The 23,795-nt window shown below is 54.5% G+C and carries 20 protein-coding genes; 12 read left to right on the forward strand and 8 right to left on the reverse strand.

Annotated elements, in window-relative coordinates; translation table 11 throughout:
* The first annotated feature begins 187 nt into the window (after positions 1-187).
* Complete coding sequence (locus TMES_RS11610; RefSeq protein WP_085582627.1) at positions 188-1,438, forward strand: multidrug effflux MFS transporter; 1,251 nt, start codon at positions 188-190, stop codon at positions 1,436-1,438.
* A gap of 123 nt (positions 1,439-1,561) precedes the next feature.
* Here the strand turns inward: TMES_RS11610 and metH are convergent, their stop codons facing one another.
* The 4 genes from metH to TMES_RS11630 form a co-directional block, all read right to left on the reverse strand.
* Entirely contained in the window at positions 1,562-4,213 is a 2,652-nt protein-coding gene (gene metH / locus TMES_RS11615) for a methionine synthase (RefSeq protein ID WP_085582629.1), read from the reverse strand.
* Positions 4,214-4,239: 26 nt separating this feature from the next.
* On the reverse strand, positions 4,240-5,304 hold the full coding sequence (locus tag TMES_RS11620) for a homocysteine S-methyltransferase family protein (RefSeq protein ID WP_085582631.1): 1,065 nt from the start codon (positions 5,302-5,304) through the stop codon (positions 4,240-4,242).
* A 57-nt stretch (positions 5,305-5,361) separates the two neighbouring features.
* Positions 5,362-6,270 carry a methylenetetrahydrofolate reductase gene (metF, locus tag TMES_RS11625; RefSeq protein ID WP_085582872.1) on the reverse strand — a complete coding sequence of 303 codons (909 nt, stop codon included), beginning with the start codon at positions 6,268-6,270 and terminating at the stop codon, positions 5,362-5,364.
* A gap of 155 nt (positions 6,271-6,425) precedes the next feature.
* Positions 6,426-7,415 carry an ArsR/SmtB family transcription factor gene (locus tag TMES_RS11630; RefSeq protein WP_085582633.1) on the reverse strand — a complete coding sequence of 330 codons (990 nt, stop codon included), beginning with the start codon at positions 7,413-7,415 and terminating at the stop codon, positions 6,426-6,428.
* Positions 7,416-7,725: 310 nt separating this feature from the next.
* Between TMES_RS11630 and TMES_RS11635 the strand changes: the two genes are divergently transcribed.
* Both TMES_RS11635 and TMES_RS11640 read left to right on the forward strand, forming a co-directional pair.
* Positions 7,726-8,520 (forward strand): MlaA family lipoprotein, encoded by a 795-nt coding sequence (locus TMES_RS11635; protein WP_085582635.1) that lies wholly within the window; start codon positions 7,726-7,728, stop codon positions 8,518-8,520.
* Entirely contained in the window at positions 8,517-9,176 is a 660-nt protein-coding gene (locus TMES_RS11640) for an MlaC/ttg2D family ABC transporter substrate-binding protein (protein ID WP_085582637.1), read from the forward strand. The genes TMES_RS11635 and TMES_RS11640 overlap by 4 nt, the downstream gene beginning before the upstream one ends.
* Before the next feature lie 226 nt (positions 9,177-9,402).
* Here the strand turns inward: TMES_RS11640 and ettA are convergent, their stop codons facing one another.
* The gene (gene ettA, locus TMES_RS11645; RefSeq protein ID WP_085582874.1) at positions 9,403-11,085 is read right to left on the reverse strand and encodes an energy-dependent translational throttle protein EttA; all 1,683 of its coding nucleotides are present in this window, start codon (positions 11,083-11,085) and stop codon (positions 9,403-9,405) included.
* A 539-nt stretch (positions 11,086-11,624) separates the two neighbouring features.
* Here ettA and TMES_RS11650 point away from each other — a divergent pair.
* From TMES_RS11650 to TMES_RS11670, 5 genes are all read left to right on the forward strand, one after another.
* Positions 11,625-11,885: a DUF4212 domain-containing protein gene (locus tag TMES_RS11650; RefSeq protein WP_085582639.1), complete on the forward strand. Its 261-nt coding sequence runs from the start codon at positions 11,625-11,627 to the stop codon at positions 11,883-11,885.
* 35 nt (positions 11,886-11,920) lie between these two features.
* Positions 11,921-13,687 carry a sodium:solute symporter family protein gene (locus TMES_RS11655; RefSeq protein WP_085582641.1) on the forward strand — a complete coding sequence of 589 codons (1,767 nt, stop codon included), beginning with the start codon at positions 11,921-11,923 and terminating at the stop codon, positions 13,685-13,687.
* Positions 13,688-13,833: 146 nt separating this feature from the next.
* Positions 13,834-15,708 (forward strand): putative nucleotidyltransferase substrate binding domain-containing protein, encoded by a 1,875-nt coding sequence (locus TMES_RS11660; RefSeq protein ID WP_085582643.1) that lies wholly within the window; start codon positions 13,834-13,836, stop codon positions 15,706-15,708.
* A 27-nt stretch (positions 15,709-15,735) separates the two neighbouring features.
* Positions 15,736-16,425 (forward strand): exonuclease domain-containing protein, encoded by a 690-nt coding sequence (locus tag TMES_RS11665; protein ID WP_085582645.1) that lies wholly within the window; start codon positions 15,736-15,738, stop codon positions 16,423-16,425.
* A 43-nt stretch (positions 16,426-16,468) separates the two neighbouring features.
* Positions 16,469-16,987 (forward strand): hypothetical protein, encoded by a 519-nt coding sequence (locus TMES_RS11670; protein WP_085582647.1) that lies wholly within the window; start codon positions 16,469-16,471, stop codon positions 16,985-16,987.
* Positions 16,988-17,017: 30 nt separating this feature from the next.
* Here TMES_RS11670 and TMES_RS11675 read toward each other — a convergent pair whose 3' ends face one another.
* The gene (locus TMES_RS11675) at positions 17,018-18,040 is read right to left on the reverse strand and encodes a zinc-dependent alcohol dehydrogenase family protein (protein WP_211275912.1); all 1,023 of its coding nucleotides are present in this window, start codon (positions 18,038-18,040) and stop codon (positions 17,018-17,020) included.
* A gap of 137 nt (positions 18,041-18,177) precedes the next feature.
* Here TMES_RS11675 and TMES_RS11680 point away from each other — a divergent pair, with 137 nt between their 5' ends.
* The 4 genes from TMES_RS11680 (at position 18,178) to modC (ending at position 21,976) form a co-directional block, all read left to right on the forward strand.
* A complete protein-coding gene (locus TMES_RS11680; protein WP_085582649.1) occupies positions 18,178-19,089 on the forward strand; it encodes a LysR family transcriptional regulator in 912 nt (303 codons plus the stop codon).
* Between the two features lie 220 nt (positions 19,090-19,309).
* Positions 19,310-20,095, forward strand: a complete 786-nt coding sequence (gene modA / locus TMES_RS11685) for a molybdate ABC transporter substrate-binding protein (protein ID WP_085582651.1) — start codon at positions 19,310-19,312, stop codon at positions 20,093-20,095.
* A gap of 16 nt (positions 20,096-20,111) precedes the next feature.
* Positions 20,112-20,813, forward strand: a complete 702-nt coding sequence (modB, locus tag TMES_RS11690) for a molybdate ABC transporter permease subunit (protein ID WP_085582653.1) — start codon at positions 20,112-20,114, stop codon at positions 20,811-20,813.
* Complete coding sequence (gene modC / locus TMES_RS11695) at positions 20,810-21,976, forward strand: molybdenum ABC transporter ATP-binding protein (RefSeq protein ID WP_085582655.1); 1,167 nt, start codon at positions 20,810-20,812, stop codon at positions 21,974-21,976. Before modB ends, modC begins: the two co-directional genes overlap by 4 nt.
* 27 nt (positions 21,977-22,003) lie before the next feature.
* Here the strand turns inward: modC and TMES_RS11700 are convergent, their stop codons facing one another.
* Positions 22,004-22,396, reverse strand: a complete 393-nt coding sequence (locus tag TMES_RS11700) for a winged helix-turn-helix domain-containing protein (protein ID WP_085582657.1) — start codon at positions 22,394-22,396, stop codon at positions 22,004-22,006.
* Positions 22,397-22,631: 235 nt separating this feature from the next.
* Positions 22,632-23,579 carry a 2-hydroxyacid dehydrogenase gene (locus tag TMES_RS11705; protein WP_085582658.1) on the reverse strand — a complete coding sequence of 316 codons (948 nt, stop codon included), beginning with the start codon at positions 23,577-23,579 and terminating at the stop codon, positions 22,632-22,634.
* Positions 23,580-23,795: the final 216 nt, after the last annotated feature.

Genomic DNA, 23,795 nt, shown 5'->3' on the forward strand with positions numbered 1-23,795 from the left:
AATTGCCTTTTTAACACCGGCCCAATGCGCACAGCAGGCATTCCCTGCCTTTTTGCCATCTGCTGACACAGCCTGACGCAAATTAAAAAAACGATCATTGATCTTTGGCGCGCCGATGCCCCATTCTTGCAACCAAATCAGATGCATATCATATGCACCCCATAATTCGTTTCAGGACATTTTGTTAATGACCAGCAGTCAACCGGCGGACACATCTTTGTCTCGTCCCATTCCGGCTTTTGCCGAATTTGTCGCCTTAATGGCCCTGACCATGGGCATGGTGGCACTTTCGATTGATAACCTGTTACCGGCCTTTGGCCCAATTGCCCGTGATTATGGCCTGACCGATCCCAACGAAATCCAGTTGCTGGTTTTCGTTTTCATGATCGGCTTTGCCCTGATGCAAATTGTCTATGGGCCGCTGGCCGATGTCTATGGCCGCAAACGCACCCTGATGCTGGGGCTGATCATTTACACCATCGGCACCGTGATGGCGTTTTTTGCCGACAGTTTTGAACATTTGCTGATTGCCCGTTTTATTCAGGGGCTGGGCGCGGCTGCCCCGCGCGTTCTTACCCTGACCATCATTCGCGACTGTTTTAATGGTCGCGACATGGCGCGCGTGATGTCGCTGGTGATGATGGTATTTATCATTGTGCCGGTTTTTGCCCCGGCCAGTGGCGGGTTGATCCTGTCGTTTGGGGGCTGGCACCTGATTTTCGGCTTTATGCTGTTACTCGCCATTGTGGTTGCGCTTTGGTACAAGCTGCGCATGCCCGAAACCCTGCACCCGGAATACCGGCATAAACTTTCGATCCGGCGCATTTTCCGCGATTTTCGCGTTACCGCCACCACCCGCCAGACAGTGGGCTATGCCAGTGCGATGGGCCTGTGTTTTGGCTGCCTGATGTCCTATATCGGCTCGGCTGAACAAATATTTGACTCATCAATTTACGGGCTGGGCACGATGTTTCCGGTGGTCTTTGGCCTGATTGCCGCCGCGATGAGTGTTGCATCCCTGGTTAATGCCCGGCTGGTGCGCAAAATTGGCATGCATAAATTATCGCATTTCGGCCTGTGCGTTTTTATTGCCATCAGCGCGGTTAACCTGGTTGTGGCCCTGTCTTATGACGGTATCCCGCCGCTTTGGATGTTTGGCGTGGGTTTAACAATTGCGCATTTCGCCTTTATGCTGACCATGCCGAATTTCAATTCGCTGGCCATGGAACCGGTGGGGGCGATTGCGGGCACGGCATCGTCGCTGATCGGGTTTTACACCACCCTGATCGGGGTGGTTTGCGGTGCCATTGTCGGGCAAAACTTTAACGGCACCGTCATTCCGCTGGTGGCCGGATATCTGACACTCGGTGTGATCTGCATGATCATTGTGCTGACAACCGAACGCGGCAAACTGTTTCATGCAACGCATGGATCGTAAAGCATACCGGGCTTGATATTTACCGGTTTCGGCAAACAAAAATCCCCCGTCAGTTCATAGTCCTGACGGGGGATTTATTTTGCGCGTTACACCGCGAGAAACGATGCCAAAACAGGCACCGGATCAGCCCCGAAGCGGGCGCGGATCGTAGTTCAGGTTTGGTGCCAGCCAGCGTTCAGCCACGGCCAGATCCATGCCTTTGCGTTTGGCATAGTCTTCGACCTGATCGCGTTCGATTTTGCCAAGGCCGAAATATTTGGCGTCGGGATTGGCGAAATAAAAGCCGCTGACCGATGCCGTTGGCGTCATCGCATAGCTTTCGGTCAAGGACACACCGGTCAGTTTTTCCGCATTCAGCAATTGCCAAAGCGTGCCTTTTTCGGTGTGGTCCGGGCAGGCCGGATAGCCCGGTGCCGGGCGAATACCCTGATATTTCTCGCCAATCAGGTCTTCGTTGGCCAAATCCTCGTCGCGGGCATAACCCCACAATTCGCGACGGACTTTTTCGTGCATGGTTTCGGAAAAAGCTTCGGCAAAGCGGTCACCCAGTGCCTTGACCAGAATGGCGTTATAATCGTCATTCTCGGCTTCCAGCCCCTTGGCAATGGTTTCGACTTCCGGCCCGGCGGTAACGACAAAGGCACCGATATAGTCGATTTTGCCGCTTTCCCTGGGCGCGATATAGTCGGCAAGGGCGCGGTTGGGGCGCTTGTTATTTTCGCGAAACATTTGCTGGCGCAAGGTATGAATAACAACCGGTTCGTTGCCATCAGGTGCCGGGGTTATTTCAATGTCATCGCCCACCCCATTGGCGGGCCAAATGCCAACCACGGCACGCGGCGTGAACCATTTTTCATCGACAATGCGTTTTAACATCGCCTGGGCATCGGCAAACAGGTTACGTGCCGTTTCGCCAACAACCTCGTCATCAAGAATGGCGGGGAAACGACCATGCAATTCCCAGGTTTCAAAAAACGGCTTCCAGTCGAACCGTTTAACCAGTTCAGCCAGATCGAAATTTTCAAACACGGTCAGGCCCGGTTTGACCGGGGCAACGGGGGTGTAATTTTCCCAGTCAAGCTGCGCTTTGTTGGCGCGCGCCGCATCAAGGGCAAAACGTTTTTTCTGCAATTGCTGGGCGGCATGGCGTTCGGCCATTGCCACATATTCATCATGCAATTCTTTGACAAACACATCGCGGCGGGTTTCCGACACCAGGTTGCTGGCAACCCCCACCGCGCGCGACGCATCAATCACGTAAACCACGGCCTTGTTGTAATTGGGGGCAATTTTAACCGCTGTATGCACCTTTGATGTGGTGGCCCCGCCAATCAGCAACGGAATATTCAGCCCTTCGCGCTCCATTTCGGCGGCAACATAGGTCATTTCTTCCAGCGACGGCGTAATCAGCCCGGACAGGCCGATCATATCGACATTTTCGGCCTTGGCAGTTTCGATAATTTTCTGGGTTGGCACCATCACGCCAAGGTCCAGCACCTCGAAATTGTTACATTGCAGAACCACGCCAACAATGTTTTTGCCAATATCGTGAACGTCACCCTTAACCGTGGCGAGCAGGATTTTGCCGTTGGTTTCGCGTTTGCCCTGCTTTTCTTCCTCGATATACGGGATCAGATAAGCCACGGCCTTTTTCATCACCCGGGCCGATTTCACCACCTGGGGTAAAAACATTTTACCGGCCCCAAACAGGTCGCCAACAACGTTCATGCCGTCCATCAGCGGCCCTTCAATCACATGAAGGGGCTTGTCGGCCTGCTGGCGGGCTTCTTCGGTGTCTTCTTCAACAAATTCGGCAATGCCATTGACCAGGGCGTGGGCAAGGCGTTCATTAACCGGCTTTTTGCGCCATTCCTGATCGACCTTCTTTTCCGGGCCGCCGGTCCCCTTGTATTTGTCGGCAACTTCCAACAACCGGTCGGTAGCATCGGAGCGGCGGTTCAAAATGACGTCTTCAACGCGTTCACGCAAATCAGCCGGGATTTCTTCGTAAACCACCAGCTGCCCGGCATTCACAATGCCCATATCCATGCCCGCCCGCACGGCATGGTATAAAAACACCGAATGCATGGCTTCGCGGACCGGGTTATTGCCCCGGAACGAAAAGGACACGTTGGAAACGCCGCCCGAAATTTTGGCGTAGGGCAGCCGTTCCTTGATCAGTTTGCAGGCTTCGATAAAATCGACAGCATAATTGTCGTGTTCTTCAATCCCGGTGGCGATGGCAAAAATATTGGGATCGAAAATAATGTCTTCAGGCGGAAACCCGACCTTGTCGACCAACACCCGATAGCTGCGTTCGCAAATGTCGATTTTGCGTTTTACCGTATCGGCCTGGCCTTTTTCGTCAAACGCCATCACAACCACAGCGGCACCATAACGGCGCAACAGGTTGGCCTGACGAATAAACGGCTCGTCGCCTTCTTTCAGGCTGATCGAATTAACGATGCCCTTGCCTTGCAGGCATTTCAAACCGGCTTCGATCACGTTCCATTTGGAACTGTCGATCATGATCGGCACGCGGGCGATGTCGGGCTCGGCGGCGACCAGATTAACGAAATTGACCATCGCCGTTTCGGCATCGAGCATCGCATCATCCATATTGATGTCGATGATCTGGGCGCCGTTTTCAACCTGCTCGCGGGCCACATCAAGGGCGGCTTCGTAGTTTTCCTCGACGATCAGCTTTTTGAATTTTATCGAACCTGCGACGTTGGTACGCTCGCCGATATTGATGAATCTGGATATTTGGGTCATCGTTTTTTCGATCTCTCTCGGCTTACTCAGGCGGCATCAAACGGTTCGAGCCCGGACAAACGCATTTTCGGCGTCAATTTCGGGGCCTTGCGCGGCGCGCACCCCTTAACGGCATCGGTAATGGCACGAATATGGGCCGGTGTTGTGCCACAACAGCCACCCAGCAGGTTGATCAGGCCACTTTCGGCCCATTCGCGTACCAATTCGGCCATTTCATGGTCTGTCTGGTCATATTCGCCAAATTCATTTGGCAGGCCTGCATTGGGATAAACCGAAACACGGCATTCGGCAACACGCGAAAGTTCAACCACATAGGGGCGAAGCTGGGCTGCGCCCAAGGCGCAATTAAGGCCAATGGAAAACGGTTTGGCATGACGGACCGAATTATAAAAGGCTTCGGTCGTCTGCCCCGACAGGGTCCGGCCCGAGGCATCGGTAATGGTGCCCGAAATCATCACAGGCACATCTTCACCGCGCTGTTCCAAAACTTCGGAAATCGCAAACAGGGCGGCCTTGGCGTTTAGCGTATCAAAAACCGTTTCAACCAGCAGGGTATCGGCCCCGCCATCAAGCAGGCCATTGGCGGCTTCTTTATAAGCCGTGCAAAGCTGGTCGAACGTAACACCGCGATAACCGGGGTTGTTCACATCAGGCGAAATCGAGGCAGTACGGTTGGTCGGCCCGATGGCACCATTGACAAAACGCACATCGCCGGGATGGGCGGCTTCCCATTCGTCACAGGCCTGGCGCGCGATTTTGGCACTTTCGAAATTAATTTCATAAGCCAGGCTTTCCATGCCGTAATCGGCCTGGGCGATGGTGGTGGCACTAAAAGTATTGGTGCCGTTCAAATCGGCCCCGGCGGCGATATATTGCAGATGGATATCCTTGATGATGTCGGGGCGGGTTAACGACAAAAGGTCGTTATTGCCTTTGACATCCTGTTTCCAGTTAGCAAAACGTTCGCCGCGATAATCTTCTTCTTCGAGTTTATGTTGCTGGATCATGGTGCCCATTGCGCCATCCAGAATCAGGATCTGTTTTTCGGCGCGCTGTTTAAGCAGGGCAATACGTTGCAAGCGATCAGTCATGATAAGTCATCCTGTCTTTGGGTCGTGGCGGCGCAACAAGCACCTTTATATCGGGCGTTAAGCGGTGGCGGCAACCGGTGTTGCGCGAATGCCGAGCGCGTGACAAATGGCATAGGTCAGTTCGGCACGGTTCAAGGTGTAAAAGTGAAAATCCGTTACGCCTTCGGCCATCAGGCCTTCAACCTGCGAAATCGATTCGTGAAACGCCACCATGCGGCGGGTATCGGGGTCTTCATCCAGGCCGTCAAAACTGCGATGCATGCGGTTTGGCACCTTGGCCCCGCACATCCCGGCAAATTTTAACAGCGCGCTAAAATTGGTGACCGGCAAAATACCCGGAACAATCGGAGCGGTAATACCGGCCTTGTCGCATTTATCGCGAAAACGCAAAAACACGTCGTTATCAAAAAAGAACTGGGTAATGGCGCGATTCGCCCCGGCATCCAGTTTGCGTTTCAGATAATCAATTTCAAAATCGGCATTCGGCGCATCGGGGTGGGTTTCGGGATAGGCCGATACCGAAATATCAAAATCCGCGATCTTTTTAAGGCCTTCAACCAGATCAACCGCATAATCATAACCGCCCGGGGTTGGCACATAGCGATCACCGGCATCGGGCAGATCCCCGCGCAGTGCCACGATCGCGCGAATGCCTTCATCCCAATAGGTCCGCGCAATGCGTTCAATTTCATCGCGGGTATGGCCCACACAGGTTAAATGGGCGGCGGCAGGAATGCCGGTTTCGCGCTGAATGCGGGTCACACTGGCGTGGGTGCGATCCCGGGTGGAACCACCCGCCCCATAGGTCACCGACACAAATGAAGGGGCCAGCGGGGCCAGACGATGAATGGAACGCCACATGGTTTCTTCCATCTTTTCCGTTTTGGGCGGAAAAAATTCAAAGGAAACCCGCAAATCGCGCCCGGAAGCCGGAGGGGTTTGTGTGTTATCGCGCTGGACCGTCATCATCGTCTACCCTGTGTTCTGTCGCCCGTTTGGGGCCGTGTTGGTCTTGGTTGCCGGACTGGCAGGGCAACGGGAAAGTATTCCCGGCAAATGCCCCTTTCATCCCCAGACCGGCCGATATCGTTATTTTTGCGATAGCCTGGCAAATCCGCCCGTCATTCGGCGGCCTCGCCCGTGGTTTTTGAAATGGTTTTCCCGGTAGAAACCACCTGTTTTTCCGGCCCGGCCTGCCCCCGCCATAACCGCACCGTCAACGGTTTTCCGGGCAGGTTGACCACATCGCCCATGGCAAGGTCCGAGGCCACAAACCAGTCGTTCATTGCCGCGTCATCAAAGCCCAAACGACGATGGGCGTGTTGTTCGCGCAGTTCTTCCTGATCATGCGGGGCAAAATCAACCACCAGCAATGTGCCGCCCGGGGCCAGCAACCTTGCCGCCTCGGCAATGGCGGTTTCGGGTTTTTCGGCATAATGTAAAACCTGATGCAGCGTAATCACATCAAACGCCCCGTCGGGGTAAGGCAACTGATACATATCGGCCTGGCGGACCAGGCAATTGGCCAGTTCGGCACGCTGCAAACGCGCGCGCGCCACGGCCAGCATTTCGCGCGACATATCAACGCCAACGCCCTCGGCCGCCGTTTTACCCAGCAATTCCAGAACCCGGCCGGTGCCGGTACCGATATCAAGAATACGTTTCCCGGCAAGGTCGCCCAGCGCGGCTAACAGCGCGGTTTCAACCTCGGCCTCGTCAATATGGAGCGAGCGGATCGTATCCCAGTCGTGGGCATTGGCGCGGAAATATTCGGTTGCAACCTGTTCGCGCTGCTTTTTCACCTGTTCTAGCCGGGTACGGTCAAGCGACAAAATTTCATCCTCAAGCGGCAACAGGCGCAAAACCGGTGCCACCAGTTCAGCCCCCGGTCCACTATGCGGTGTACGATAAAACACCCATGTGCCTTCGCGAAATCGCACCAGCAAACCTGCCTCGCACAGCAATTTCAAATGGCGCGACACACGCGGCTGGCTTTGGCCGATAATCTGGGTAATCTCGCTTACTGTCAGTTCGCATTCCGCACAAATGGCCAGAAGCCGCAATCGCGTGGCTTCTGCCGCTGCGCGCAATCCTGCCAATACCTGCTCCACGACACCCTCCCGGTTAATCTATGCAGATATAAAGATATGTTTATGTCTATTCAAGTGCTAATTTTATCTTAGGCAAAAGCAGTGTGACTAAAATACAATGGTCCGATGGATAGTCTTCACCGGTTTCTTTTGGTGACTGGTGTTTGACGCCTCCATATGCTAACCACATGATATGCGGGGGCATATGCGGTATCGCGGAATGCAGATTTGAAGGGTGTCAGGGTTGCAAGAGCAACAACTTTGCCCAAATCAGTATTCGGGGATACAGCCGGGGGCCTTAAATTGGTATTGTAAACCGTTGGCGAAAAGAATGAATCTGAAAAGCATACGGACACTTTGTGTTGGGGCATCTCTGTCCGTTTTGGCGGCATGCGCATCCACCCATCCGGCGCAAGACCAGACGGTATTTGATCCGATCGAACCGGTTAACCGCGTCGTTCACAACTTAAACGGTGCAGTCGACATCCTGATTCTGTACCCGGCCGCCATGTGGTATGGCGATATCGCGCCACAGCCGGTGAAAAATTCAGTAAGAAGTTTCGCCGCCAACCTCGGCGAACCGATTAACGCTATCAATGCGCTTTTTCAGGGTGACCCTGATCAGGCGGTCGCGTCGTTCCAACGTTTCATCGTCAACTCGACGATCGGCCTTTTGGGCTTTAACGACGTTGCCACCGAATTTGGCATTCCCTACCGTTCCGAAGATTTCGGCCAGACACTGGCCCATTACGGGGTTGGTGCCGGACCTTATCTGGTATTGCCAATTTTTGGCCCGTCCAACCTGCGTGATACCACCGGGATCGTTAGCGACTATTTGATGAATCCGTTTACCTATGGTGCCGACAACAGCGACAAGATCGCTGCTGGCTATTATGGCGGCATGGTCGGCGGTGCGCTCGACGCGCGCTACCGTAACAATGATAATATCGAACAATTGAAGCAATCCTCGCTGGATTATTACGCAGCCTTGCGCAGCCTGTATCGGCAGCATCGCAACAGCGTGATCCGCAATGGCGGGCCTGTCATGGATGACAGCCAAAATAATGCCATGAATGCTTCGTTTGATTTCGACGATGAAAATAATGCCCCGGCAGGAGACAAATGAAACACTTACATGGACGCATTCTGATTGCCAGCCTGATGACGGCTTCGGCAATGGTTGCCCTTCCCTTTGGCCACATGGCCCGGGCGGCGACAGTGCATGCCGCCAACAGCCAGGCAATTGTTGAAGTTGCCAGCGCCCAGGACCCCAGTGATTTCATTCGCGGGCTGGGTGACGAAGCCATTTCGGAACTGGCTGGCGACAAAATTGACGATAGCAGCCGCCAGGCCCGCTTTATCGACCTGATGGATAAATATTTCCAGATGGATCAGATTGCCCGTTTCGTTCTGGGACGGTACTGGCGCAACCTGTCTGATCAGGAATTATCGAATTTTGCCGACCTGCTGCAAAAATATCTGGCCCTGAATTATGCCAGCAAGTTCAAGGATTTTGACGGCGAAAAATTTGTTGTCGGCGAAGCCACCGAAAACAAAAAAGATACCTTCGTCAATTCCCAGGTTGTTCGTCCCGATGGGCCGCCGGTAAAAATCGTCTGGCGGATGCGCGAGTTTGACGGCAAGTTGCGCATTATCGATGTCTCGATTGAAGGCATCAGCATGGGCATTACCCAGCGCGACGAATTTGCGTCTGTCATTCAACAAAATGGCGGCAAGGTTGAAGCCCTGACCGATTTGCTGAAACAAAAAACCGGCAAATAACAAGGCTGCGCGGCGGTGTGTGCTAAATAGCATCGATTGTCGCCCTGCCCGGTGTCGCGGATTTCAAATTTTAAAAGGCCTGCCAGTGAATATCTGGCGGGCCTTTTTATGGTCTCTGTCTCCCCTGTTTACGCCGCAACTCCCATCATTACTGCTGAACAAAAAAGGGCCACCCGATGCAAACCGGGTGGCCCTTTGATATCAAAACGTCGTACGCGGCGCGGGATTAACCCCGGGTCAGCGGCTTGTATTTAATACGGTGCGGGCGCGATGCCTCTTCACCGTAACGGCGTTTGTAATCGGCTTCGTATTCCTGATAGTTGCCTTCGAACCATTCGACATGCGAATTGCCTTCATAGGCCAGGATGTGGGTAGCAATACGGTCAAGGAAGAACCGGTCATGCGAGATAACCACAGCACAACCGGCAAATTCCAGCAGGGCTTCTTCAAGCGCACGCAAGGTATCAACGTCGAGATCGTTGGTCGGTTCATCGAGCAGCAAGACATTCGCGCCGGTCTTTAGCATCTTGGCAAGGTGAACGCGGTTACGTTCACCACCAGAAAGCTGGCCGACTTTTTTCTGCTGGTCTGCCCCCTTGAAGGCAAACTGCGAAACATAAGCGCGCGAATTCATCGGGCGTTTGCCCAGCAAAATTTCGTCAAGCCCGTCAGAAACTTCCTGCCAGACGGTTTTGTCGGGGTCCAGCGCATCACGCGACTGGTCAACATAGCCAAGTTTGACGGTTTCGCCGATTTTCAACGTGCCCGAATCCGGGGTTTCAGCACCCGTGATCATTTTAAACAGGGTGGTTTTACCCGCCCCGTTCGGGCCGATCACGCCAACGATGCCGCCAGGCGGCAGGCGGAAATCAAGGCCGTCAAACAGCAATTTGTCTTCGAATGCCTTGGTCAGGCCTTCGGCGGTGATCACTTCATTGCCCAGACGTTCGGAAATCGGAATGGCGATTTTGGCCGAATCCGGGGCTGCATTGGCAGCCTGCGCGACCAGATCGTCATAGGCACGGACACGGGCCTTGGATTTCGCCTGACGCCCCTTGGGGTTCTGACGGATCCAGTCCAGTTCCTCGGCCAGCTGTTTTTGACGGCTGCCTTCCTGACGGCTTTCCTGCGCCATGCGCTTTTGTTTTTGTTCCAGCCACGAAGAATAGTTGCCTTCGTAGGGAATGCCCTGTCCGCGATCAAGCTCGAGGATCCAGCCCGTGACGTTATCAAGGAAGTAACGGTCATGAGTAACCAGCACGACAGTGCCTTCGTAATCTTCAAGGTGACGTTCCAGCCACGCAACAGATTCGGCGTCCAAGTGGTTGGTCGGTTCGTCAAGCAGCAGCATGTCGGGTTTGGACAGCAACAAACGGCAAAGCGCGACACGGCGACGTTCACCACCCGAAAGCAGGCTGACATCCGAATCCTTGGGCGGGCAACGCAACGCATCCATGGCAATTTCCAGGGTCCGTTCCAGATCCCAGCCATTGGCGGCATCGATACGTTCCTGAAGTTCGCCCTGCTCGGTCAGCAGGGTGTTCATTTCGTCGTCGTCCATCGGCTCGGCGAATTTGCCGCTGATTTCGTTGAAACGTGCCAGATCGTCAACAATCTGACCGCACCCTTCCATCACATTCCCCAGAACATCCTTGTCCGGGTTCAGATGGGGTTCCTGTTCAAGGTAACCAACACGCACGCCATCGGCGGCCCAGGCTTCGCCGCCATATTCTTTTTCAATGCCGCCCATGATTTTAAGCAGGGTGGATTTACCGGCACCGTTATTACCCAAAACGCCAATTTTGACGCCCGGCAGGAAGGACAGCGTGATGCCCTTGAACAATTCACGCCCGGCAGGAAGGACTTTGGTCAGGTCCTTCATGACGAAGATATACTGATAGGATGCCATTAAATTCCCCATCCAAAATGAACCGCGCCCCGTAATTGCGGGGCAAATATCGTGCGCCGTTTGTAACCGAGCTGCCATCGACAAACAACGGCAAAGAAGCAAAACCGCCCTTTTGCGCCGCCATAGCAGGCATGTGTGGCGACAAAAGGCCGATTCCGGAACCCGATTGCTCATAACGCAGTGCTTGATCTGGGTTTTACCAGCCAATGTGCAACCGCAACGGCGCCAATCGCCGTTACCCCGCCCCATGCCATCGCGGCCCCCACCCGACTTTGGTCGCATCCGCAGTGACCCCGCGCCGGTACCATGCCGCCAAAACCGCAGGATCCCGCCATTTCCGCCCAACAAAGGAATCCAGCCCCGCCTCCTATTCGACTAAGGGTTATCTTATGAGGGGTGATCAAAGCTGATAGGAAAATTTCGTGGCATGGCGTGCAACCAGCGCGATTGCCCATGAAAATTTTAAAAAGTCCGGGCGCGCAATATTTTGCGATCAAACCCGGCGCGGGAAGGTTCACATCCGAGGAAGGAGACGCGCAATGGACGACAAATCCGGCGCAGAATACTGGAGACGCAACGTCAAACTGGTGCTGACCCTGCTGGTCATCTGGTTTGTGGTCTCTTACGGTTTTGGCATTCTGTTTGTTGATGCCCTCAATACCATCACGTTCGCAGGTTTTCAGCTTGGTTTCTGGTTTGCCCAGCAAGGATCGATCTATGTGTTTGCGATCCTGATTTTTGTCTATGTCCGGCAAATGAACAAACTGGACCGCGAATTCAACGTTCGAGAAGACGAATAAGCCCATATCGGCTGTTTGTATTGGGGAGCTTTCAAATGGATCTTACGACCCTGACATATATTGCCGTGGGGCTTAGCTTTGCGCTTTATATCGGCATTGCCATCTGGGCAAAAGCCAGCACAACTGGTGAGTTTTACGTGGCGGGCTCCGGGGTAAACCCGGTTGTTAACGGCATGGCCACCGCGGCCGACTGGATGTCGGCGGCATCGTTTATTTCGATGGCCGGCCTGATCGCGTTTCTGGGCTATGGCGGGTCGGTTTATCTGATGGGCTGGACCGGCGGCTATTGCCTGCTGGCCATGTTGCTGGCCCCGTATTTGCGCAAATACGGCAAATTCACCGTGCCCGAATTTATCGGCGACCGGTTTTATTCCAAAACCGCCCGTATCGTGGCCGTGGTCTGCCTGATCTTTATTTCCTTTACCTATGTCGCAGGCCAGATGCGCGGCGTCGGCATTGTGTTTTCGCGCTTCCTTGAGGTCGACATTCTGACCGGGCTGATCATTGGTATGAGCATTGTTTTCGTTTACGCCGTTCTGGGCGGAATGAAAGGGGTGACCTACACCCAGGTTGCCCAATATTGCGTGCTGATCGTTGCCTATACCGTCCCGGCCATTTTCATCGCCTTTCAGCTTACCGGCAACCCGATCCCGCAGCTTGCCTTTGGTTCCACCGTTAATGGCACCGGCGAGTTTATGCTTGATCGCCTCAACCAGGTTGTAACCGACCTTGGCTTTCTGGAATACACAACCACCAGCAAATCCACGATCGACATTTTTGCCATTACCCTGGCGCTGATGGTGGGCACGGCGGGTTTGCCCCACGTTATTGTGCGTTTCTTTACCGTTCCCAAAGTGCGCGATGCGCGGTCATCGGCCGGTTGGGCGCTGGTTTTCATTGCCATTTTATACACCACCGCCCCGGCTGTGGGTGCAATGGCCCGCCTGAACCTGACGCAAACCGTGCAAACCGGCCCGGTTGGCGCAGAAGATGGCAACCTTGTTTTTGAACAGCGCCCGGACTGGATGAAACGCTGGGAATCAACCGGTCTTCTGTCCTTTGATGACAAAAACGGCGATGGCAAAATTCAGTATTACAACGATGCCAATGCCGAATTTGCCGCCAAAGCCGAACAATATGGCTGGAAAGGCAACGAATTAAAGGTCGATAACGACATTATGGTGCTGGCCAACCCGGAAATAGCCCAATTGCCAAACTGGGTGATTGCCCTGGTGGCGGCCGGTGGTATTGCCGCTGCCCTGTCAACCGCAGCGGGTTTGTTGCTGGTAATTTCGTCCAGCATTTCGCATGACTTGCTTAAAAGCACCTTCACCCCCGATATGACCGAAAAACAGGAACTGTTAACCGGGCGTATTGCCGCCGCCGTTGCCATCGGCATTGCCGGCTATCTGGGCTATAACCCGCCCGGCTTTGTCGCCCAGGTGGTCGCCTTTGCCTTTGGTCTGGCCGCTGCTTCGCTGTTCCCGGTGATTATCATGGGGATTTTCTCCAAGAAAATTAACCGTGAAGGTGCCATTGCCGGGATGCTGACCGGGCTTGTTTTCACCATGGGCTATATCATTGCCTATAAGGGTGTTTTCATTGCTCCGATCCTGCCCAACACCGCCGAATACTGGCTGTTTGGCATATCCCCCGAAGGCATCGGCGCGGTTGGCATGGTGCTTAACTTTGCTGTGGCCTTTGCCGTATCAAAGGTTACCGCCGAGCCGCCGCAACGTATTCAGGAAATGGTCGAACATATCCGCGTTCCCAAAGGGGCCGGTGCCGCTGTTGATCATTAATCTGGCCGCAATCTGACTGGCTGAAATTTTTCAACCAGATCCATCAAGACCCCCGGCATGTCAAAGACAGCCGGGGGTCTTTTACATTAGGGTTTACCGGCACAATCTGGCATCCTTGCCCGACCGTTTTGCAACCGGGGAATGACATGAGCCTTGAACTTAAAGACATCCGCGATTTTCTGGCCGCCCATCACCCGTTTGACCTGCTGCCCGATGACGACCTGGACCAGATTCCGGCCCGGCTGACCGCGCGATATTTTCGCAAGGGGTCGGTTATTTTACAGCCCGATATTACGTGCCTGCATTTGCACATTGTGCGCACCGGGGCGGTTGAAACCCAGTCCCCCGACGGGCAGTTGTTGGCCCGGCTATCGGAAGGCGAATGTTTTGGCGTGCGCGCCATGTTTCGCGGTGGCAAGGCCGCCAACCGCATTACCGCGATTGAAGACACGCTGGTTTACCAGCTTCCTGAAAGCGATTTTCACGATCTGGCCGGGAAACATCCGCAATTTGCTTATTTCTTTGAATTGATGGGCGGGGCGCGCCTGCGCGGCGGCATGCAAATGGCCGAAGAACGCGACGAAGACCAGCTAAAATTAATGAGCCTGCAAGTCAGCGACCTGATTGCACGCGACGTTGTCAGCCTGCCCAAAACCGCAACCGTACGTGAAGCCGGGCAGCATATGAGCAAGGAGCGGGTTTCGTGCCTGCTTTTAACCGATGATGGCGGTGAAATTGCCGGGATTATCACCGATCGCGATTTGCGCAACCGGGTTGTCGCGCTGGGGCTGGATTATACCACCCCGGTTGCCAACATTATGACCCGCAACCCGATATCAATCACCCCCGATGCCTATGCCTTCGATGCGTTGCTGACCATGACGCGGCATAATATTCGCCATTTGCCGGTGGTGGCCGCCGGGGCCGACACCCCGGTCGGGGTTATTACCACCACCAACCTGTTAATGCGTCAGTCGCTATCCGCCGTTTATATGGCAGGCGAGATCAGCAAAATGGACACGGCCGAGGATATGGCAGGTGTTATTGCCCAAATTCCCGAATTGCTGCGCCAATTAATTGATGCCGGGGCAACATCGCAAAATGCCGGGCATATCGTCACCACCCTGGCCGATACGGTAACCTCGCGCCTGCTGGAACTGGGTGAAAAGAAATTTGGCCCCCCGCCCGTACCCTATGTGTGGCTGGCGGGCGGATCGCAAGGGCGACAGGAACAAACGGCAATATCGGATCAGGATAACTGCCTGATGCTTGATGATTCGTATGACGCCGGACGTCATGGCGATTATTTCCGCGACCTTGCCGATTTTGTCTGCGACGGACTTAACACCGCAGGCTACGTTTATTGCCCCGGCGAGATGATGGCCAAAACCGACAAATGGCGCCAGACAGCGGCGACATGGCACCAGTATTTCACCAACTGGATCCAAAGCCCCGAACCCAAAGCCCTGATGTTATGTTCCGTCTGGTTTGATTTGCGCCCGATCTATGGCAAGGCATCGCTTTACGAACAGTTACACCGCCAGATTGTTACCATGGCATCGGGCAACCGCATTTTTCTGGCTTTCATGGTCGGCAATGCGCAAAGCCATCAGGTGCCGCTGGGCTTTTTTCGCAACTTCGTCATGATCCGGGGCGGCGAACATGACCGGACTTTGGACATGAAACACAGTGGTGTGGTGCCAATTGTTGATATTGCCCGCATTCATGCACTGGGCAATGGTATTGCCGCGGTAAACACCAGTAACCGGCTTCAGGCTGCCATTCATACATCCTCGATCAGTGCGCAAGGGGCGCGCGATTTGATGGATGCCTATGAATTTATCAGCATCACGCGGTTAAAACATCAGGTCGCGCAAATTCGCGCGGGCGAACGGCCCGATAACTTTTTACGCCCCGAAAGCCTGTCGGCGTTCGAGCGAAGCCACCTCAAAGATGCCTTTAACGTGATAAAGACATTGCAAACTGCCCTTGAAAGCAGTTTTGGCAAAAGCGGCACCTGACGACGCGTAAAGCACACAGGATACAATATGGGTCTGCACGAAAAGATACTCGACAGCCAGGTTTATCGCCGCTGGAACCGCAAGCGCGCAACCGGCCCGCTGGCACAGTTTTACGATATTGCCCCGGTTGCCTCGGACCGGCATATTTCCGATATAGAGTTTGTCGCCCTGGATCTGGAAACCACCGGACTAAACCCGAAAAACAACGAAATCATCAGTGTTGGCTGGGTGTTGATCCGCAATCGCGGGGTTGATTTTTCAAGCGCGCAGCATTTTCTGGTCCGCCCGACCAAAGACGTGACCGAAAGTTCCGCCGTTATTCATGGCATTCTTGACAGTCACGTTGCCGATGCCCCCGATATTGAAACCGTGCTGCGCCAGTTATTGCCGGTGTTGGCCGGGCGCGTATTGCTGGCCCATCATGCGCCAATTGAACTGGGCTTTTTGGGCCGGGCCTGCAAAAAACTGTATGGGGCATCGCTGCAATTACCAACGGTGGATACACTGGTATTGGCGCTACGCGATATTCACCGACAGGGCATCCCGTTTAAAAGCGGGGCGTTAAAGCTGCAAAACCTGCGCAAATTGCACAATTTACCGCCCTATCGCGCCCATAATGCCCTGACCGATGCCATGGCCACCGCCGAGCTTTTTTTGGCCCAGATCAACAAGCGTGATCCTAAAGGCGAACTTGAGCTGGACCGCGTCCTGCGCTAACCCATAAGGGCACTTTCACCCCAGCACCAAAGGGCACGGTATTATGTTTGTCTTTATCTTTACCACCATCGTGGTTGGCTTTGCCTGTGCCGGTTTTATCATGCTGGGGTTTCGCCTGACCGGGCGTAAAGCCCCGAAATACCTGATCCCGCTAACGGCGGCCCTTGGCATGTTTGGCTATATGATATGGGATGATTACAGCTGGTTTGACCGGGTGTCGTCGCGCCTGCCGCCGCAGGTGGAAATTACCCAAACCTATGTCACCACCGCACCTTACAAACCCTGGACCTTGCTGGTTGCACCGGTGAACCGGTTTAGTGCCATTGACGGCGATAAAACCATTACCAACCCGGCCAATGCCGCCCAAAAACAGATCACCACAATTTACCTGCAAAAAAGCCACCTCACCTTGGCCACCACCCGCCTGATCGATTGCGATACCCGATTGGCAAGCTTTATCACCCCCGATACGGCACTTGATGGCAATGGTTTTCCAACGCAAATTGACGATGCGAAACCGTTGGAAAGCAACGACCCCGCCATGGTTTATGCCTGCGAATAACAGGTGCCGGTGTTACGTTCCAACCAGATTTCACAGCATCTCGATCACGATTTTGCCAAACGGCCCTTGATCCAGCCGGTCCAGCGCGGCGGGTAAATCTTCAAGCGGGTAACGTTGATCTATCACCGGTTTGATTTTTGCGTGATCGATCGCACGGACAAGTTTTTCCAATGCAAGTCGATGCCCCGTGCCTATCCCGTGAAGTGTCAGATCTTTCATCAAAATCGGCATAAGGGGGGATGAAACCTCGAACCCTTGCAGTGCCCCGATCTGATAAATATGGCCGCCGACCGCTGCCAGTTCCACTGCACGGCCAAGATGCGATCCCCCCACCAGTTCCAGCACATGGTCCGCGCCATAATCCCTGGTAATCCGCAACACCGTTTCAACCAGATCTTCGTTGTGCCGGTCGATAACGTGATCGGCCCCTAATGCCTGTGCGCAGGCAAGTTTGCTGGCACTGCCCGAAACAATGACATTGGCCCCGTGTAATTTGGCAATTTGAATACCAAACAGGGCCACCCCGCCAGTCCCTTCAACCAGAACAATATCGCCAGCCTTTACGCACCCCCGGCACGTTAGCGCAAACCACGCCGTAAGCCCGGCGCAGGGCAAGGTGCTGGCCTGTGCATGATCAAGGCTGGCGGGCGCGGCCACAAACCAGTCCGCCGGAAAGGCAACATATTGCGCCAACACACCGGGATAATACCCGCCCAGCGTTTTATAGGATGGTGTCCGGGCATTGCCACTGCGCGTGCCGTCTATCCAGTCTGGCGTAAATGTGGAAATAACGGGCTCACCCACCTTGAACCGGTCAACATCTTTGCCCACCGCAACAACGGTTCCGGCCATATCGGACCCCGGTGTAAACGGAAAGGAAAGCGGCAATCCCCGGCCATTTTCCATCACCATTTTATCGCGATAGTTCAGTGAAACCGCTTTCACTTTCACCAGAACCTCGCCGCGCGCCGGTTGCGGAACAGGGACATCGCGCAGTTCTAAAAACTGCCGCCCGATTTCGTCCATTTCCCAGCGTTTCATTGTTTCGGCCATCAGGTGCTCCATGTTCATAATCACTGAAATGCCGTTGTCTTGCGCCGGCAACAGCAGGGATCGAACAATTTTGCACAATTGATTATAGGCGATAATCCGTTATAATTTTGATTATTTGCTGAGCAGGATTCATTAATATGAAGGGCACCGAATTTGCGGAACTGACGGCCTTTATGGCGGTCACCCGCGAAAGAAGTTTTCGCCGGGCCGCACAGTCGCTTGGCCTGACACCCTCCGCGTTAAGCCACACCATCCGGTCACTGGAGGAACGCCTTGGTGCAAGGCTGCTAAACCGGACAACGCGCAGCGTCGCCCCGACACAAGCGGGGCAAACCCTGTTTGAGCGACTGGGCCCTGCCTTTCAAGATATTGAAGGGGCCGTTAAAGACGTAGGGGCGTTTCAAACACAGCCCCGTGGGACGGTTCGCCTTAACCTGCCACGTCTGGCTGTTCATCGCGTTATCACGCCCATATTGGCTGATTTTACAACGAAATATCCCGATATTCAGCTCGATTTGATCATTGATGACAACATCACGGATGTGGTGGCAAAGGGGTTTGATGCGGGCATTCGGTCCGGCGAACTGATATCGCAAGACATGATCGCAGTTAAACTGACACCGGATTTACGCATGGCCGTTGTCGGATCGGCCTCCTATTTTCAGCACCACCCCGTTCCCGCAAAGCCAGCAGATCTTCGCGACCATTCCTGTGTCACTTATCGCTGGAACGAAACCGGCGCTCTTTTTCCATGGCGGTTTCGCAACGGTGATCAATCTGTCGAGGTTAAAATTTCACAATCGGTTACCGTCAACGACATCGATATTTTGTGTGAAGCGGCCCTTCAGGGCGTCGGGCTTGCCCTGCTTCCTGAAAGTTTCGTTCAGCCCCATATAGCCGATGGCCACCTTGTCAGGGTGCTTGAAAACTGGTGCCAGCCTTTTGCCGGTTTTTACCTGTATTACCCCGACAAACCGTATATGCCCGCAGCCTTGCGCGCCTTTATCGATTTTGTAAAATCGTCGCGTCCTGCGCTATGCCCCCTTTAAAAGATGGAAAAACAGCCAAAATCATCCACAACATATAATCAAAAACCAAACCCGCACTTTAACGATAACGGGCCCTTCTGAAATCTTCCGTCACCGATTTTCTATACATAACAAATGGGTGAGGCCTCCCGCTGCCCGGCCTTAATGGCAAGTTTGACCTTGACCAATCGTTATATCCAATGAAATATAGCGATAATTCACCTCAAACGGAGTCTTCCCGATGCTGTTGTCCCCTCGTCGAATTTTATCGTCCCTGGCGGTCGCCAGTTTGTTCGCTCTGCCCGGTCTGGCCCATGCCGAAGATATAACCGTTTTTGCAGCCGCCAGCCTGACCGATGCAATGGGCGAGGTCGCCAAGGCTTATGAAAAAACCCACGGCGATGACCATGTGCTGTTGTCATTTGCCAGTTCTTCCACGCTGGCCCGGCAAATTTCGGCGGGCGGCCCGGCAGAGGTTTATATATCGGCCAATGAAAAGTGGATGGACTGGCTTTCCGATCAGGACATGATTGAAGCTGGCACCCGCAGCGATCTTTTGGGTAATTCGCTGGTCCTGATTGCCCCGACAGACAGTAAAACCGGCACCGTGACCCTGGATAAAAACAGCGACCTGACAGCGCTGATGGGCAAGGATGACCGCATTGCCATTGGCGACCCCGACCATGTTCCGGCAGGCATTTATGGCAAACAGGCCCTGACGCAGCTGGGCATGTGGGACAGAACCGAACCGCGCCTGGCCCGGGCCGATAATGTGCGCGCGGCACTGGCATTGGTCGAACGCGGCGAAGCCCCGCTGGGTATTGTTTACGGCACCGATGCCGCGATCAGCAAGGGCGTTAAAGTCGTTGCCACTTTCCCGACAAACAGCCATCCTGCCATTACCTATCCGGTCGCGGTGATGAAGGGCATGAAAAACCCGGCGTCCCAACGCCTGATGGACTTTTTAAAATCCTCCACCGCAAGTGCCATTTTTGGCGATTACGGTTTCACCCTGCCAAAGGCATAACGGGCCAATACCGACCATGACGCTGTCGCCTGCCGAAATTGATGCCCTGTTATTAAGCCTGAAAATTGCAGCGGTGGCGGTGGCCGGGGCTTTGCCCTTTGCCATCGCCTGCGCCAGCCTTTTGACATTCGGGCGATTTCCCGGCCGGTTTTTAATCGATGCCATCGTGCATTTACCCCTGATTTTACCGCCGGTGGTGATGGGATATTTGCTGCTGATCAGCTTTGGCACACGGGCCCCGATTGGCGCATGGTTGCTTCACAGCTTTGACATCCGGCTGGTGTTTAGCTGGACGGGGGCGGCACTGGCCTCGGCGATTGTCAGCTTTCCCTTTCAGGTGCGCGCCATTCGCATTGCCCTGGAAAATATTGATCCCGGCCTGCATCAGGCAGCCGAAACGCTGGGTGCAGGCCCGATTGACCGGTTTATCAACCTGACCTTGCCGCTGGCCCTGCCCGGTATCATTGCCGGGGCAATTACCGCCTTTAGCGCCAGTCTGGGCGAATTTGGCGCGATTATTACCTTTGTTTCCAACATTCCCGGCCAAACCCGCACCCTGCCACTGGCGATTTATACCGCCATTCAAACCCCGGGCGGTGAATTGGCCGCAGCAAGGCTGGCAATGCTTTCCATCGGGCTGGCGCTGTGCGGGTTGATTATTTCGGAAATGATGATGCGGGGCATTCGTCGCAAACTGACCGGTCAGGTGCGGCCATGAACCTTGAAATAGATATTCGTCATCAGGCCGGGATGCTTGCCCTTGATGCCTGCTTTACCATTGAACGCCCCGGCATAACCGCCCTGTTTGGCCCGTCGGGCAGCGGTAAAACCACCCTGATCAACGCCATTGCCGGGTTGATCCGCCCCGATGACGGCACCATTACCATTAACGGCACAGCTGTTTTTGACCGTAAAAACAGCATCCACCTGCCGCCGCGCCAACGCCGTGTTGGTTATGTTTTTCAAGATGCCCGGCTGTTTCCGCATTTAACGGTACGTAAAAACCTTTATTTTGCCCATCGGCGGTCGCCAAACCCGCTGCCAAATGGCGAAATAGACGCAATCATTGCCATGCTGGGCATCGGCGGGTTGCTATCGCGCCGCCCGATAAAACTTTCGGGCGGAGAAAAACAACGGGTGTCGTTGGGCCGTGCGCTGCTTGGCAAGCCCGATATTTTGTTGTTAGACGAACCGCTTTCCGCGCTTGATCAGGCCCGCAAAGACGAAATCCTGCCCTATCTTGAGGCGCTGCGCGATCAGCGCCGCCTGCCGATATTATATGTCAGCCACGCGATTGATGAAGTCGCGCGCCTTGCCGACAATATGGTGGTGATGGAAAATGGCACCGTGCGCGCCAGCGGGTCGGTGTTTGATATTCTGGCCCGCACCGACCTTGCGCCGTTGACCGGGCAATTTGATACCGGGGCGGTTATTCCCGCCACGGTGACCGGGCATGACACCGCCGGGGGCATTACATTTCTCGATTGTGCGGGGCATCAATTAATTGTGCCGCTGCTTGGCCCCGCAACACCGATAGCCCCCGCACCCGCCACCGCCACGCGTCTCCGGCAAACGCGCCTGCATATTCGCGCCCGCGACGTTATGATCGCCACGACCATTCCCGATGGCATCAGTGCAAACAATATTGTGCCCGTGACCATCCGCAATTTGCAACCGCTGGACCATGCGGGGATGGATGTCGCCCTGCACCTGGGCCATTTGGCGACAGATACAGCGAATACGCAAAAACATGCCCCGGTGATACATGCCCGTATCACCGGCTATTCCGCCAGCAGGCTAAACCTGCAACCGGGGCAGCAGGTTTATGCCGTGATCAAATCCGTAACTGTTGATGGAAAATTGCGCGATACCGACGCGTGATGTGACCGCGTGATATTTGGTCTGGCATCAGGTTTGCGGTGCCTGTTCATCGCTATCATTTAAGGCGGGGTCAGCCAGACAAGCCGCCAGGTCGCCCAAAACGGGGCCAAGGGCCTGTTTAGCCTGTTGTTCGGCGGCGATATAAAGTGCAATCACTTTATGGCCCATAGGTGTGAGTTCCGCCCCCCCATGAGCTTTGCCACCAATTTTGGTGGCAATAACCGGGGTGGTAAAGCTTTTATTTAGCTCATCAATTAACAACCAAGCCCGGCGATAGGACATGCCCATTTTGCGCGCTGCCGCCGAAATGGATTTTTCTGCCTCGACCGCGCACAACAAATCCACCTTGCCATAGCCAAGGCGCACCCCGCCGGGAAGGTCGATTTTAAGGCGTATTTTCAAATCACTGGCGTTTGTCATGCCCCAAGCTTACCCGATTGCCTGCCTATACCCAACATCATTGATCAAAGCCGATCACTGATGCGCTTAGTCGGTGGGCGGGCTTTGCAAAAGTCCTTGCCAATCGTTTCATAGACCGCGCGCGCTGCCCTTGCACCTAACCGGCACTTCATGAGTTATCCTCATAAAAAGCCGGTATGAGAAGCCAGATGACAAAAGGCCGGTTTCCCGGCCCGCTGCCCAAGATCGCCCCCGATTAATTAACCGGCGTTATTAAAGGCTGACCGGCAAAAAACGCTGTCAGATTATCAACAACCAGTTGCCCCATCGCATCGCGGGTTTCGACGGTGCCACTGGCATGGTGCGGGTAGATCACCACGTTATCGAGTGCGGCAAAGGCCGGGTTCATATGCGGTTCGTTATGGAAAACATCCAGCCCGGCGCCGCCAACCACACCATCTTGCAAGGCGGTAATCAGGGCGGGTTCGTCAATGACGCTGCCCCGTGCAATGTTAACGATATAGCCGGTTGCACCCAATGCCTTCAGCACATCGATATTAATCAGATCGCGGGTGGCATTGCCACCGGGGCACGCCACCACCAGCACATCGGCCCACGTGGCAAGGGCAATCAGATCGTCAAAATACTGATAGGAAATGTCGTTTTGGCGCGACCGGCCAAAATAACCCAGCTCGACCCCAAACGGTTCGGCCCGGCTGGCGATGGCTTTGCCAATGCGCCCCAAACCCACAATGCCAACTTTTTTGCTGTGCAAGGTGGTGGTCAGCGGCATCGCCCCGTTTTTCGACCAGTTGCCACTGCGTGCCCAGCGATCCCCAACCACAAGGCGGCGCAAGGTGGACAACATCAGCATAATGGCGGTATCGGCGACATCATCGTTCAAAACATCGGGGGTATTGGTGACCTTGACCCCGCGCGCGGTGCAGGCCGGGATATCGATTGAATCATACCCAACCCCGAAACTGGCAATCACTTCAAGGTTGGGCAAACGACCCAGCAGATCAGTTGGCATGCCTACACCTGCGGTGGTCATTACCAGCCGGATTTTGTCGGCCACTTCCGCCAGCAGGGCGTCGCGGTCATCGCTTTTATCGTAGCGGTGCAGATTATAGTCCTGCGCCAGTTTTTCCATCTGGTGCGGGCGCGCGGGCGACACAACCAGAACGTCACGGGTTTCAGACATATTATGACTCTCCTGAAAAAGCGATCAAACGGCCAGACCGACCGGATCGCCCAATATTATTGGTATTACCAATAATGCCCCGAACCGGGATCAAGATGCAATCCCTGTAACGAATTTTCATCACACACTGCTATGACCGGCTTTCTCGATCCGCCATCAAACACAATTTGTCTTCACCCAAAAATGCCAGCCCGGAACATAGGTCCGGACCGGCAT

The sequence above is a fragment of the Thalassospira mesophila genome, assembly GCF_002115755.1.
In the GTDB taxonomy this organism is placed as follows: domain Bacteria; phylum Pseudomonadota; class Alphaproteobacteria; order Rhodospirillales; family Thalassospiraceae; genus Thalassospira; species Thalassospira mesophila.